This window comes from Pseudomonas sp. AC239 (genome assembly GCF_979258545.1).
In genome coordinates this window covers 5,558,607-5,573,432 of record NZ_OZ409864.1, presented here as the reverse complement: position 1 = coordinate 5,573,432, position 14,826 = coordinate 5,558,607, and the positions used below count along the sequence as shown (strand labels likewise).

Annotated in this window: 11 protein-coding genes; 5 read left to right on the top strand and 6 right to left on the bottom strand. The window is 60.8% G+C overall.

The window, feature by feature from the left end; genetic code table 11:
* Positions 1–42: 42 nt before the first annotated feature.
* A complete protein-coding gene (locus tag ACZ0AZ_RS25280) occupies positions 43–435 on the top strand; it encodes a GFA family protein (protein WP_463538812.1) in 393 nt (130 codons plus the stop codon).
* A gap of 1,147 nt (positions 436–1,582) precedes the next feature.
* Here ACZ0AZ_RS25280 and ACZ0AZ_RS25275 read toward each other — a convergent pair.
* Entirely contained in the window at positions 1,583–2,413 is an 831-nt protein-coding gene (locus tag ACZ0AZ_RS25275) for an alpha/beta fold hydrolase (protein WP_039763251.1), read from the bottom strand.
* Between the two features lie 250 nt (positions 2,414–2,663).
* Here ACZ0AZ_RS25275 and ACZ0AZ_RS25270 point away from each other — a divergent pair, with 250 nt between their 5' ends.
* From ACZ0AZ_RS25270 to ACZ0AZ_RS25255, 4 genes are read left to right on the top strand one after another with little or no spacing between them, the layout of a single operon-like run.
* Positions 2,664–3,119, top strand: coding sequence for a (2Fe-2S)-binding protein (locus ACZ0AZ_RS25270; RefSeq protein WP_463538398.1), 456 nt, complete (start codon positions 2,664–2,666; stop codon positions 3,117–3,119).
* Positions 3,120–3,141: 22 nt separating this feature from the next.
* Positions 3,142–5,304 carry a xanthine dehydrogenase family protein molybdopterin-binding subunit gene (locus ACZ0AZ_RS25265; RefSeq protein ID WP_463538397.1) on the top strand — a complete coding sequence of 721 codons (2,163 nt, stop codon included), beginning with the start codon at positions 3,142–3,144 and terminating at the stop codon, positions 5,302–5,304.
* 1 nt (position 5,305) lies between these two features.
* Positions 5,306–5,884, top strand: coding sequence for a hypothetical protein (locus tag ACZ0AZ_RS25260; protein ID WP_130000055.1), 579 nt, complete (start codon positions 5,306–5,308; stop codon positions 5,882–5,884).
* A 54-nt stretch (positions 5,885–5,938) separates the two neighbouring features.
* Complete coding sequence (locus ACZ0AZ_RS25255; protein WP_130000054.1) at positions 5,939–6,901, top strand: sensor domain-containing diguanylate cyclase; 963 nt, start codon at positions 5,939–5,941, stop codon at positions 6,899–6,901.
* A gap of 130 nt (positions 6,902–7,031) precedes the next feature.
* Here the strand turns inward: ACZ0AZ_RS25255 and ACZ0AZ_RS25250 are convergent, their stop codons facing one another.
* From ACZ0AZ_RS25250 to ACZ0AZ_RS25230, 5 genes are all read right to left on the bottom strand, one after another.
* On the bottom strand, positions 7,032–10,151 hold the full coding sequence (locus tag ACZ0AZ_RS25250; protein ID WP_463538396.1) for a hypothetical protein: 3,120 nt from the start codon (positions 10,149–10,151) through the stop codon (positions 7,032–7,034).
* 150 nt (positions 10,152–10,301) lie between these two features.
* On the bottom strand, positions 10,302–11,096 hold the full coding sequence (fabI, locus tag ACZ0AZ_RS25245) for an enoyl-ACP reductase FabI (RefSeq protein WP_003202751.1): 795 nt from the start codon (positions 11,094–11,096) through the stop codon (positions 10,302–10,304).
* Positions 11,097–11,115: 19 nt separating this feature from the next.
* Entirely contained in the window at positions 11,116–12,726 is a 1,611-nt protein-coding gene (locus ACZ0AZ_RS25240) for an ABC transporter ATP-binding protein (protein ID WP_130000052.1), read from the bottom strand.
* A 1-nt stretch (position 12,727) separates the two neighbouring features.
* A complete protein-coding gene (locus ACZ0AZ_RS25235; protein ID WP_016774153.1) occupies positions 12,728–13,747 on the bottom strand; it encodes an ABC transporter permease in 1,020 nt (339 codons plus the stop codon).
* Position 13,748: 1 nt separating this feature from the next.
* Positions 13,749–14,822 (bottom strand): microcin C ABC transporter permease YejB, encoded by a 1,074-nt coding sequence (locus ACZ0AZ_RS25230; protein WP_016774154.1) that lies wholly within the window; start codon positions 14,820–14,822, stop codon positions 13,749–13,751.
* Positions 14,823–14,826: the final 4 nt, after the last annotated feature.

Sequence of the window (14,826 nt, the reverse complement as noted above, 5' to 3'; positions counted from 1 at the left end):
AGGCTCTGGGGCTTGATGCCACGGGAGCGATGGAGCCGAACCATGAATATATTTGCCGGCGGATGCCTGTGCGGCGATGTGCGCTTTCAAGTTTCTGGCGAGCCTTACCGGGTTGGACTGTGCCATTGCCTGGACTGTCGCAAGGTCCACGGTGCGCTGTTTCATGCCTCGGCGATATTTCCTGAGGGCGCTGTGACCATTAGCGGTGAAACCCACGAGTATCAAGGTCGACATTTCTGCCCGCGCTGTGGCTCGTCGGTGTTCAACCGCAGTGGTGATGAGGTCGAGGTGAACCTCGGCGCGCTGGATGCGCCGGATCAGTTGAAACCCACCTATGAGAGCTGGACTGTGCGTCGCGAATCCTGGCTGCCGGATTTTCCGCTGGCCAGGCACTACCGGGGGGATCGTGAAGGCAAAGGGCGGGCAGAGGGATAGGGGATTGATTCTTCAGCACGCCTGCGATTTATGTAGGAGTGAGCCTGCTCGCGAAGGTTTTTTGTCGAGCGATGATTTGTTCTGGTTGACCGAGTACATATCTGTTGCTGCGGTAAAGGCTGCTTAGGGTTTCGCCCTTACGGCGACTCACTTTTTTTACAAACGCCTAAAAAAAGTAAGCAAAAAAACGCTTGCTCCTACGTTCGGCCCTCGCAGGCTCGGGTTCCTTCGCTGCGGGATCGATCCGGGCGCAGCGGCTACGGTTTGCTTCGCTGTACCTCCTTCCGCTGTGTCTGGCTGCGCCAGACGGTCGCTGCGCTCCCACGCCCGGATCAATCCCTCCACTCAGCCTTCCGACGTCGCCGGTGGATCAAGATCAAGAGCACTCGAGCTTGCGCTCATTGTTGAGTGGGGCGGCTTTGCCGCGGGCAGCTGCGCTGCTTTGCTTTTCTGTAGGAGTGAGCTTGCTCGCGATAGCTATCTTAAGGATACGAATGAGCAGCGGATCTACCCTCATCCCTGTGTGTGGCTTGCCAGCGATGGCGGCCTTCCCGCCGACCAGTCTGTGTCGGATAAAACCCATTACCAACTGTGGGAGCGAGCCTGCTCGCGATAGCTATCTCAAAGATATGAGTGAATAACGGGCCTACCCTGATCTCTGTGGGAGCTGGCTTGCCAGCGATGGCGGCCTTCCCGCCGACCAGTCTGTGTCGGATAAACCCATTACCAACTGTGGGAGCGAGCTTGCTCGCGATAGCTATCTCAAAGATGCGAATGAATAGCGGATCTACCCTGATCCCTGTGGGAGCTGGCTTGCCAGCGATGGCGGCCTTCCCGCCGACCAGTCTGTGTCGGATAAACCCATTACCAACTGTGGGAGCGAGCTTGCTCGCGATAGCTATCTCAAAGATACGAATGAATAGCGGATCTACCCTGATCCCTGTGGGAGCTGGCTTGCCAGCGATGGCGGCCTTCCCGCCGACCAGTCTGTGTCGGATAAACCCGATACCAGCTGTGGGAGCGAGCTTGCTCGCGAAAGCGGAGTGTCATTCGCAGCTAACTAGACTGGAGAGACGCCTTCGCGGGCAAGCCCGCTCCTACAGGGGATCAGTATTTGCCAATATCGCGGTAATCCTGATTGAGGTGATTACCCGCGAATAAACGCCAGCAAATCCGCATTGATCGTCTCTGCCTGCGTCGTTGGCATGCCATGCGGAAAGCCCGGATACGACTTCAGCGTGCCGTTGGGCAGCAGTTTCGCTGACAACGGCCCGGAGTTGGCGTACGGCACGATCTGGTCGTCCTCGCCGTGCATGACCAGAACCGGCACGGTGACTTTTTTCAGGTCTTCGGTGAAGTCGGTCTGCGAGAACGCGACGATGCCGTCGTAATGCGCCTTGGCGCCGCCGATCATGCCTTGGCGCCACCAATTGGCGATGATTCCCTCGGAGGGCTCGGCGCCGGGGCGGTTGTAACCGTAGAAGGGGCCGCTCGGCACATCGCGATAGAACTGTGCGCGATTCGCCGCCAACTGCGCTTGAAAGCCATCGAACACCGATTTCGGCAAACCGCCCGGGTTGCTTTCGGTCTGCACCATCAGCGGTGGTACGGCGCTGATCAATACCGCTTTGCTGACCTTGTCCTGACCATGTCGGGCAATGTAGTGGATCACTTCGCCGCCGCCGGTGGAGTGGCCGACATGCACAACGTTGCTCGTACCCAGATGATTGACCACGGCCAGCACATCGTCGGCGTAGTGATCCATGTCATGGCCGTCCCAGACCTGGCTGGAGCGGCCATGCCCGCGTCGATCATGAGCAATCACCCGAAAGCCCTGCGCGAGAAAGAACAGCATCTGCGCATCCCAGTCATCCGAACTGAGCGGCCAGCCGTGGTGGAAGTGGATTACCGGCGCGTCGCGCGGGCCCCAGTCCTTGTAGAAGATGTCGACGCCGTCTCGAGTGGTGACAAAGCCCATGGGTAATGCTCCTGACTCAAAGGAAGGTCAAACGCGATGTGTCGCGTACCGAAAGTGCAGAGGTACGACGACTCACTGCGAGCCGTTATCAACTGTAGGAGCAAAGCTGCGGTCTGCATGACCGCTGGTCACAACGTCTCGCTTGCTGCGCAAATTAGGCTTTGCTGAAAGGGATAAGCGCGGGCATCCGTAGGTTTTTGCGACCAAGCGACGCCCCTTCGCCACACCGTGAGTCTGAGGAAATCACCCGATGCTGACCCTGAATATCAATGGCAAGGATCAGGAGCTCGATGTCCCCGCCGACATGCCGCTGCTCTGGGTTCTGCGCGATGTCGCGCACCTGACCGGGACCAAGTTCGGTTGCGGCATGGCCCAGTGCGGCGCCTGCACCGTGCACATTGACGGCGCGCCATTACGTTCGTGTATCACCCCGGCCACTGCCGTCGCCCACGGGCAGAAAATCCTTACCATCGAAGGCTTGTCCAGCGATGGCTCGCACCCGGTGCAGCAAGCCTGGGCCGAACTCGATGTGGTGCAGTGCGGTTACTGCCAGTCCGGGCAGATCATGTCCGCCGCCGCGTTGCTGGCGAAAATTCCCAAGCCCACTGACAGCGATATCGATCAGGCGCTCTCCGGCAATATCTGCCGCTGCGGCACCTATCCGCGCATTCGCGCAGCGGTCAAACGCGCCGCCGAAATCGGCTGAGTCATTCTCTGGGAGATGAACGATGAACAGTCCGGTATCGCGTCGGGGGTTTCTCAAGGGCGGCGCCGTGTTGGGTGGCGGCCTGATGGTGGCGTTTGTGACGCCCGGGGCCAATCGCTTCGCCCGCGCGGCAGAGAATGAAAACAAGACGTTCGCACCCAATGCGTTCCTGCGCATCGCGGCGGACAACAGCGTCACCGTGCTGCTCGGCCATTCGGAAATGGGTCAGGGCATCTGGACCGGCCTGACCATGCTGATTGCCGAGGAACTGGACGCCGACTGGTCGAAAATCCGCGTCGAGCACTCCCCAGCCTCAGCGGCGGAATATGGTTTGCCGGCGTTCGGCGGCATGCAGATCACCGGAGGCTCGACCTCGACCTGGATGGAATTCGACCGCTACCGACTGGCCGGGGCGACAGCCCGGCAGATGCTGGTCGAGGCCGCAGCGAAACGCTTCGACGTCGCGCCGTCGACGATTCGCACTGAGTCCGGCGTGGTCATCGCCGGGGACCAACGCGCGACCTACGGCGAACTGGCCGATGCCGCCGGGCAACTGCCGGTGCCGGATCCGAAAACCATTACCTTCAAGGAAGCCAAGGACTGGAAAGTCATCGGCAAACCGACCAAGCGCCTCGACACCCCGGAAAAGATCACCGGCCGCGCCAAGTTCGGCATGGACGTGCAGTTCGAAGGCCTGATGACCGCGATGGTCGCCCGCGCCCCAGTGTTCGGTGCCACGGTGAAATCCTTCGAAGGCGCCGCAGCGCTGGCAATCCCCGGCGTGCACAAAGTGCTGCAGGTGCCCAGCGGCGTGGCGGTGGTGGCTGAGCATTTCTGGGCGGCGAAGCTGGGGCGCGATGCGCTGAAAGTCGATTGGGATCTTGGGCCACTGGCCGACATGAGCAGTGAAAAACTGCTGGAGAGTTTCCGCAAACTGGCAGCGACTCCGGGCACCTCGGCCACGCAGGCTGGAGACGCCAAAGCCAATTTCGCCAAGGCCACGAAGAAAATCGAGGTCGAATACAGCGTGCCGTATCTGGCCCACGCGCCGATGGAACCGCTCAACTGCACGGTGAAAATCAGCGCCGGCAAATGTGAAATCTGGACCGGCACGCAATTTCAGACGCTGGACCAAATGGTCGCCAGCAAGATCACCGGGCTCAAACCCGAGCAGGTTGAAATTCACACCGAGTTCCTCGGTGGTGGCTTCGGTCGCCGCGCCAATCCGACCTCGGACTTCGTCGCCGAAGCCGTGCAGGTAGCGAAAGCGGCGGGCCTGCCCGTGAAAACCGTCTGGGCGCGCGAGGATGACATTCGCGGCGGCTATTACCGCTCGATGTACCTGCACAAGGCGCAGGTCGGGCTGGGCGCCGATGGCTTGCCGATGAGTTGGCAGCATGTGCTGGTCGGGCAGTCGATCATGACCGGGACGATGCTCGAGGCGGCGATGGTCAAGAACGGCATCGATGCGACGTCGGTCGAGGGCGTCGCCGACAGTCCGTATATCAAGGATCTGCCTCATCATCAGGTCGACCTGCATTCGCCGCAGACCGGCATCAACGTGCTGTGGCTGCGTTCGGTGGGCCATACCCATACCGGGTTCGTCATGGAATCGCTGATCGATGAACTGGCGACGGCGGCGGGCAAGGATCCGGTGGAATACCGACGCACGCTGCTCAAGGCGCACCCGCGCCATCTCGGCGTGCTCAATCTCGCAGTGGAGAAGGCCAACTGGGGCGCGCCGTTGCCGGACGGGCATGCCCTCGGCGTGGCGGTACACGAGTCGTTCGGCAGCTACGTGGCGCAGGTTGCCGAGGTGTCGCAGGACAATCTGGCGATTCGCGTGCATCGAGTGGTCTGCGCCGTCGACTGCGGCATTGCGGTGAACCCGCAGAGCATCGCCGCGCAGATGGAGTCGTGCATCACCTTCGGCCTCGGCATGGCCTTGCACAGCAAACTCACCGTCAAGGACGGCGGCGTCGTGCAGTCCAACTATCACGATTACCAGGTGCTGCGGCTCAACGAAATGCCGGTGGTGGAAGTGCATATCGTCCCCAGCAGCGAAAAACCCGGCGGCATCGGTGAGCCCGGCGTACCGCCGACCGCGCCGGCCGTGGCCAACGCGGTGTTTGCCCTGACCGGGCAACGCCTGCGCGAACTGCCACTGCAACTGTCGGGGGTGTGAGATGAAACGACATCTGGTGTTGGGCACCGTCGTGTTGCTCGGTCTCGGAGGCTATGCCTCGGACCTGTTTGCCGAGGATCAGCAGGCGTTGCAAGCCTTTGGCACGGTGCAGAAAGTGTTCCAGAGCCCGCGCTGCCAGAACTGCCACATTCCCGGCGATTCGCCGTTGCAGTTCGACGCCGGCATCCCTCACGCCATGAATGTGGTGCGCGGCATGGACGGCAAGGGCGCCGCCGGTCTGCCCTGCGCGACCTGCCACGCCGAAAGCAATCCGCCGGCCAGTTACGGCCCTCATGCGCCACCGGGTGCGCCGCATTGGAGCCTGCCGCCAGCCGCGCACAAAATGGCCTGGATCGGCCTGCCCTCGGACAAGCTCTGCGCAATGATCAAGGATCGCGCAAGCAACGGCGATCGCGACTTCGCCGCCCTGTTAAAACACGTCAGCGAAGACAAACTGGTGCTGTGGGGCTGGAATCCCGGGGCAGGGCGCGCGCCGGTACCGGTCCCGCACGACATTTTCGTCGCGCAATTCAAGCTGTGGGCCGATGCCGGCGGGCCGTGCCCGGTGGCGCAAATGTGAAGCCTCGGCGATTTAGCGCTACGCTGAACGCATGACTGTCTACGGAGTGTGCGCATGCTGGTGCCCGGAAAACCTGCCAACGAAGCTGCACGTATTGACGCGTTGCATGGCCTCAACCTCGACTCGGCCCCCGAAGAGCGCTTCGATCGCCTGACGCGCCTGGCCAAGCGCTTGTTCAACGTGCCGATTGCCCTGGTCACGCTGGTCGACAAGGATCGCCAGTGGTTCAAATCCTGTGTGGGGCTGGATGTCAGCGAGACGTCGCGCGACGTCTCTTTCTGCGGCCATGCAATTTTGCAAAACGAGCTGATGCTGGTCCCCGATGCGCTGGAGGATGTGCGCTTCCATGACAATCCGCTGGTCACCGGCGCACCGAATATCCGCTTTTACGCCGGTTATCCGCTGACCGTGCCCGACGGCAACAAAATGGGCACCTTGTGCCTGATCGATACCAAGCCTCGCCATCTCGACGACGAAGAGCGCGCACTGCTGCGCGACCTCGCCGAGATGGCCGAGCAGGAGCTGATGGCGGTGCAAATGGCTAGCATGGACGAGCTGACACTGTTGTCCAATCGCCGTGGTTTCAAGCAACTGGCCCAGCATGCACTGGATGCTTGCGCGCGCCTGAATCGCCCGGCGACACTGCTGTTTTTCGACCTCAACGATTTCAAGCAGATCAACGATCTGTACGGGCATGCCGAGGGCGACAGTGCGCTGAAAACCTTCGCCGATGTGTTGCGCATTGCCTTTCGCGAGAGCGACGTGGTCGGGCGCTTGGGCGGCGATGAGTTCGTCGCGTTGCTGACCGGCTCCAGCCACGTCGAAACCACACGGATCATGGCGCGGCTCAAGGAAATTCTTGAAGAGCGCAACGCCACGTTGCATCGCGGTTATGCGATTCGTTTCAGCGTCGGCCAGATCGAATACGACCCCACGCGACACGAAACCGTCGACCGCCTGCTGGCCGATGCGGATGGCGCGATGTATGCGCACAAACAGGCGTTGAAAGGCTGCTAGTCCTGGCGCGAATCCTTTGTAGGAGTGAGCCTGCTCGCGATAGCGGTGGTTCAGGCAGTGTCGTAGTCACAGACAGAACGCTATCGCGAGCAGGCTCACTCCTACAGAATTCGATGGTGCACCCGGAGGTTCAGCGCTTGGGCGGGCTCAGCTTCTGGTAAAACGCCAGCCATTTCTCATGACAGGCTTCAACCTCGCTAAGAGCGGGCGCCATCAGGGCTTCCCGCAGCGCTTGGGCTTCATGGGCGTCGAACAGATGCCGGACGGCGGTGCTGGCGATGGCGTTGACTTTGTTGGAGGAAAAGCTGTCAGGCACGGCGGTGCGCGTTTGTTCCTCCAACGGTGCTCCTTGAATTTCGAGGCGAGTGATAAACGCTTTACAGGTAGCGTTCGCGCGAGGCTCGGTGCCATGCCGGTAGGCTTCGGCGTCGAAGGGCAGCGCTTTCGCCGGTTCTTTCGCGGCCGATGGCTTAAGTACAGCGATGTCGACATCACGGCGCAAAACCACTTCATTTCTGCGGGTGAAAATTTCGAATACTCGGGTCGGGGTTCCGTGCAACAGCGCGAGGATGGCAAACGGGGCAGCGTCGGCAGTTGATGTGCTCGCGCTGGGCGACGCAGAGCGCAGGGCAAGCAATTCCAGCCGGTGTTCTTCGATATCGAGCCTTTGTGCCAGCGGCAGACGGCAAATCGCCTCCTTGATCAGGGCAATATGGGCCTCTTTCATTTGCACGACGCGGGCCTCAAGTGCGGTTTTGAACAGGCTCGCGACGTTGTTCAATCGGGCAAAGGACGCGTTCATGGTGGTCAGCGACAACTGTTCACTGCTTGATTGCCAGGCCTTCATATCGTCTGAGAGCTTGCCGGCCACGTGCAATTGGCTCAGCGAGTAAAGCGGCGCAGAAGCTTGTCCGTGTGATTCCGAGCGAGACAGTACCTTGGCCTCCAGATACGGATTATCAGCAAACACGTTGCGCAGATCCGACTGTGCGATTGTTGCAGGCGTGGGGAAAGACGCCAGAAAGGCCCGATGGTATAAGCCGCGCATCAACCGATTGTGACTGCGAAAAACCCGATCGGCGCGCTTCAGCGTCGCGGCGTCGTACACCGTGACCGGGCATTCGGCATTACGCTGGATCAATCCTCTGGCGACCGCCCAGTCAACGATCACCGAGGCGCAGGCTTCACCGCGCAGAAACTTGTAAAAATCCGCAGGCGCCGGGCCTTTCGTCAGGGCACTGAGTTGTCCGAACGTCATCAGGCGGGCCACACCAGGGAAACGACTTTCAATGTAAAGCACGACCTGTTTCAACCTGACCCAGCGCAGGCAACTCATGTAAGCGATGAATGCCGGAATATCGCGTGTGAGGAATTCCGGCGCCATGGCCGACAGCAGAAGATGGGTCGCCAGGGTCTTGTTTTTGATCGGTGCCAGGCCGGGTTGCCGATCAATGAAACGTCGTACTTCATCGTAACGCTCGCCCCAGAAATCGCTGTCCTCCAGACGCTGGCCGATGATGCGGTTCAGGTCCTCGCCGGCGCTCGGCTCCAGACTGAGAATCAACGCAGCGAGCAACAGGCGGTCGCGGTTGGTCGCCACCAGACGCTTGTTCTGGCCCGGCGGCGCGAGCTTTGCAAGCAGTTGATTGCCCAATGTGCGCGCGCGTGGCGTGATCAGGATACAGCTGATCAGGTAGTCGGCCTTGGCCTTGAGCGTTGCAAGCGGCAAGTCGGTATCGACGCCTTCGCTCAGATAGTCGATCAACGGTACCGAGTCCTTGGGCAAAAACGATTGGGTGGTGTCGATGACGATCTGGCGTTGCGCAGCGCTGAATCGCTCGGTCCGGGTGCCGGGCTGGCCTAGCAGGTACCAGTGGTTCATGTGCCCGGGGCGCATGTGCAGATTGATCTTGTTCCAGTGGGCAAGCGACAGGGCCTGTTGAATAGTCCTCGGCAGCGGCAACTCGTAGAATCGCAGCATCTGCGCGAGCGTGACTCGCCCGTTGGAGCGCAAGGCGCCGCCAGCTTTGCGTGCCTTGACTTTGAGTTTGTCGCGATAGAGCTTCAGGTCCGCGTGGCCTTCTACCTGTGCCGTTAACGTGATCCAGCCTTGCGCACTGGAAGTGCCGACATGACCGGATTCAGTCACCAGCAGTTGACTGTCTGCGGGTAAGCCGCGCTGCCGCAGAATGCTCTGAAAATCGGCGTTGGAACTGAGTAGTTGCAAGTCACTCTGGCCGTCTGCGATCCATTCTGCCAGCGCAGACTCCGGATGCGGGTCACTGAACTCCTCGTAATCGATCCTGGCCGTCGGTGGCTTGTTCCAGCTCAGTGCTTCCAGGCGCTTGACGATGTGCCGAGCGTCTTCCAGATCAGCGAAGTCTTCGCGATAGCGGCGGATGGGCGCGCCAGTCTGCACGTAGTCGCTGACGTAGGGCAATTGCGGCCAGCGCTGTTGTCGCAGGCGTTGCGCCAGCGCTTTGGCTGCTTCGGCGTCCTCTGGCAAAGCAAACTCGTAGCGACGCAGGAGTTCGCCCAGTTTGAGGCGAGGCCCTCTGACGGGAGCGGAAACAGAAGCCGAAGTGAGTGTTACCGGCGTGTCGAGAAAGCCTCGCTGCTCGAACGGATCGCTCGCCAGCAGCACCTCGTCGATTCGCTCGGCGATGGCCTGTAAATCCTCCAGTTGCGCGTTGCGCTCCTTGACCAGCGCTGAAGTGGTCTGGCCGTTTTCATCAATGGCGGCCAGACCGGTTTTCTTCAACTCGGCGACGAGGACTCGGGCCTGAATCTGGTTTTGCGGTTCCGGATAACCGTAGAACGCCAGCACCACTTGCCGTGGAAAGCGATACAGCGGGTTGGCGGACTTGCCGCCGATATAGGGCAGGCCTGACCCGGCGGGGTCGATGCGCTGGGAAATCGACAGCAGCATCGGCGCCATCTGCCACCAGCCGGAATCATCTTCCAGCCGAAAGGTGCGTACGTCGCTGGAGCCGTTCGAGGGAATCTGCGCTTGCAGGGTATCGCCCTTGATCTGCAAGGTATCCAGATCGATATGGAAGCGGCTGGCCCAGTCGAGGAATTCGGGGCGTTCGAGGGCAGTCCAGTAAAGCTCCATCCATTCGCGCAGCAGGCACGGACGGGGCACCTCCAGCGTACGCGCCGGTCCCGCGGCGCTGACCACCGGTACGGTAGTCAATTCCGCGATGAGGTTCTGGATCAATGTCTGTTCATGTACCGGTGTGTCGTCCATCTGCGCCTCCCTGGCGGCTGATAAGCATCGAGCGCCGAGTATCAAAGGCAGGGCAGGGTGGGTGGCGGTACATATGTAGTTGGGCGAGCTTTTCCGCAGGCATAAAAAAACCCGCCAGAACCGGCGGGTTTTTTATCGGCTACAGGAAGATCACTCTTCGATGTTGCCCATCGCGGTGGTATTGAAGCCGCCGTCGACGTACATGATTTCACCGCTGATGCCCGACGCCAGGTCGGAGCACAGGAAGGCGCCGGCGTTGCCGACTTCTTCGATGGTGACGTTGCGGCGCAGCGGAGTCTGCGCTTCGTTGGCGGCCAGCATCTTGCGGAAGTTCTTGATGCCCGACGCGGCCAGAGTACGGATCGGACCGGCCGATACGCAGTTGACGCGGGTGCCGTCCGGGCCCAGGGAGCCGGCCAGGTAACGCACGCCAGCTTCCAGCGAAGCCTTGGCCATGCCCATCACGTTGTAGTTCGGCATGGTGCGCTCGGCGCCCAGGTACGACAGGGTCAGCAGGCTGCCGTTGCGGCCTTTCATCATTTCGCGACCGGCTTTGGCCAGGGCCACGAAGCTGTAGGCGCTGATGTCGTGAGCGATGCGGAAACCTTCACGGGTGGTGGCTTCGGTGAAGTCGCCGTCCAGTTGGTCGCCCGGGGCGAAGCCGACGGAGTGGACGATGCAGTCCAGGCCGTCCCACTTTTTGCTCAACTCTTCGAAGACCTTGGCGATTTCTTCATCGCTGGCCACGTCGCACGGGAAGCACAGCTCAGGGCTCGAACCCCAGCCTTGTGCGAACTCTTCAACGCGACCCTTGAGTTTGTCGTTCTGATAAGTGAAGGCAAGCTCAGCGCCCTCGCGATGCATGGCGGCAGCGATGCCGGATGCGATGGACAGCTTGCTGGCGACACCGACGATCAGTACGCGCTTACCGGCGAGAAAACCCATGTGTTGCTCCTCTTTCAGGTTATTGCGCAGTGGCTGGTGCCAGAAAAGCGGCTTCCAGCAACTGCTGTGTATACGGATGTTGGGGGGCGGCAAAAATACTTTGCGCGTCTCCCTGTTCGACCACTTGGCCATGCTTGACCACCATCAGCTGGTGGCTCAGCGCTTTGACGACAGCCAGGTCATGGCTGATGAACAAATACGTCAGGTTGTACTTGGCTTGCAGTGAACGCAACAGCTCCACCACTTGCCGCTGCACCGTGCGGTCGAGCGCCGAAGTCGGCTCGTCCAGCAGGATCAGCGCCGGTTTCAGCACCAGGGCCCGGGCAATGGCGATTCGCTGCCGTTGCCCACCGGAAAATTCGTGGGGGTAGCGGTGCCGGGTTTCCGGATCCAGACCTACCTCCTTCAATGCCGCGATGATCGCCGCTTCCTGTTCGGCTGCGGTGCCCATCTTGTGTATCCGCAGGCCTTCGCCGACGATGTCGTTGACGCACATGCGCGGGCTCAGGCTGCCAAACGGGTCCTGAAACACCACCTGCATTTCCCGCCGCAGCGGGCGAACCTCACTCTGCGTCAGGCAGTCTAGCTGCTTGCCTTCAAAGCGGATCGCGCCTTTGCTGCCGATCAGACGCAAAATCGCCAGACCGAGGGTGGATTTGCCGGAGCCACTTTCGCCGACGATCCCCAGGGTCTGGCCCTGAGGCAGGCTGAAATTGATGCCGTCCACTGCCTTGACGTAATCCACCGTGCGCTTGAGCAGGCCTTTCTTGATCGGGAACCAGACTTTCAGGTCCTCGACTTCGAGCAGCGGCGCGCCGATTTCATTGCTCGCGGGGCCGCCGCTGGGCTCCGCGCCGAGCAATTCCCGAGTGTACGGATGCTGCGGCGAACGGAACAGCTCTGCGCACGATGCCTGTTCGACGATGCAACCGCGCTGCATGACACATACGCGATGCGCAATTCTTCGCACCAGGTTCAAATCGTGACTGATCAGTAGCAGCGACATGCCCAATCGAGCCTGAAGTTCCTTGAGCAAATCGAGGATTTTCAGCTGAACGGTCACGTCCAGCGCCGTGGTCGGTTCGTCGGCGATCAGCAGTTCCGGCTCGTTGGCCAGGGCCATGGCGATCATCACCCGTTGCCGCTGGCCGCCGGACAATTCATGGGGCAGGGCCTTGAGGCGCTTGTGCGGCTCGGGAATGCCGACCATTTCCAGCAACTCCAGCGTGCGTTTGGTCGCGACTTTGCCGCTCAGACCCTTGTGGATGCCGAGCACTTCATTGATCTGCTTTTCGATCGAGTGCAGCGGATTCAACGAGGTCATCGGCTCCTGAAAGATCATGGCAATGCGGTTGCCACGGATGTGACGGATGGTCTTCTCGCTCAAATCCAGCAGGTTCTGCCCGGCGTACTTGATGCTGCCGGCCGGATGCCGCGCCATGGGGTAGGGCAGCAGGCGCAGGATCGAATGCGCCGTGACCGATTTGCCCGAGCCCGATTCGCCGACCAGCGCCAGGGTCTCGCCGCGCTTGATGTCGAAGCTCACGCCTTCGACCACACGGTGTACGCGCTCGCCGAAACCGAATTCGACGGCGAGGTCGCGCACTTCGATCAGATTGTCCTGATTCATTTCACTTCCTCGGGTCGAAGGCATCGCGAGCGGACTCGCCGATAAACACCAGCAGGCTCAACATCAGCGCCAGTACGGCAAACGCGCTCATGCCCAGCCACGGCGCCTGCAGGTTGGATTTGCCCTGGGCAACCAGTTCGCCCAGAGACGGACTGCCGGCCGGCAAGCCGAAACCGAGGAAGTCCAGTGCAGTCAGGGTGCCGATGGCGCCGGTGAGGATGAACGGCATGAAGGTCATGGTCGAGACCATGGCGTTGGGCAGGATGTGACGGAACATGATCGCGCCGTTCTGCATGCCCAGCGCGCGGGCCGCGCGCACGTATTCGAGGTTGCGGCCACGCAGGAACTCGGCGCGCACCACGTCGACCAGGCTCATCCACGAGAAAAGCAGCATGATGCCCAGCAGCCACCAGAAATTCGGCTGGACGAAACTGGCGAGGATGATCAACAGATACAGCACCGGCAGCCCCGACCAGATCTCGAGAAAACGCTGCCCGGCCAGATCGACCCAGCCGCCGTAGAAACCCTGTAGCGCCCCGGCAATCACGCCGATGATCGAGCTCAGTACGGTCAAGGTCAGCGCAAACAGCACGGAAATGCGGAAACCGTAGATCACCCGCGCTAACACGTCGCGGCCTTGGTCGTCGGTGCCCAACAGGTTGTCCGCCGAGGGTGGCGCCGGGGCCGGGACTTTCAGGTCGTAGTTGATGCTCTGATAGCTGTAGGGGATCGGCGCCCACAGAATCCACGCGTCCTTAGCCTTGAGCAGCTCACGGATGTACGGACTCTTGTAGTTGGCTTCCAGCGGGAATTCGCCGCCGAAGGCGGTTTCCGGGTAGCGCTTGATCGCCGGGAAATACCAATTGTTGTCGTAATGCACGACCAGCGGCTTGTCGTTGGCAATCAGCTCGGCGCCCAGACTGAGGCCGAACAGGATAAGAAACAGCCACAGCGACCACCAGCCACGCTTGTTGGCCTTGAACAGTTCGAAGCGTCGGCGGTTGAGAGGGGACAGGTTCATCTCAATGCTCCCGGCTTGCAAAGTCGATGCGCGGATCGACAAAGGTGTACGTCAGGTCGCCGATCAGTTTCACCACCAGCCCGAGCAGGGTGAAGATGAACAGCGTGCCGAACACCACCGGGTAATCGCGGTTGATCGCCGCTTCGAAACTCATCAGGCCGAGGCCGTCGAGGGAGAAGATCACTTCCACCAGCAACGAGCCGGTGAAGAAAATACCGATGAATGCCGATGGGAAGCCGGCGATCACCAGCAGCATGGCGTTGCGGAACACGTGGCCGTAGAGCACGCGATGGCGGGTCAGGCCTTTGGCCTTGGCGGTGACCACGTACTGTTTGTTGATCTCGTCGAGGAAGCTGTTTTTCGTCAACAGAGTCATGGTCGCAAAGTTGCCGATCACCAGCGCCGTCACTGGTAATGCCAGATGCCAGAAGTAATCGAGGATCTTGCCGCCCAGGCTCAGCTCATCGAAGTTGTTCGAAGTCAGCCCGCGCAGGGGGAACCAGTCCAGATAACTGCCGCCGGCAAATACCACGATCAGCAGGATCGCAAACAGAAACGCCGGGATCGCATAGCCGACGATGATCGCCGAACTGGTCCAGACGTCGAAGTGGCTGCCGTGCCGCGTGGCCTTGGCGATCCCCAGCGGGATCGACACCAGGTACATGATCAGCGTGCTCCACAGCCCCAGCGAAATCGACACCGGCATCTTTTCCTTGATCAGGTCGATGACCTTGGCGTCACGGAAGAAACTGTCGCCGAAATCCAGCTGCGCGTAGTTCTTGACCATGATCCACAGGCGTTCCGGGGCCGATTTGTCGAACCCGTACATGTGCTCGATTTCCTTGATCAGCGCCGGGTCCAGCCCCTGCGCGCCACGATAGGACGAGCCGGCCACCGCGACCTCGGCACCGCCGCCGGCAATCCGGCTGGTGGCGCCTTCGAAGCCTTCGAGCTTGGCGATCATCTGCTCGACCGGCCCGCCGGGCGCGGCCTGGATGATCACGAAGTTGATCAGCAGGATGCCGAACAGGGTCGGGATGATCAGCAGCAGTCGCCGAAAGATATACGCCAGCATCTGA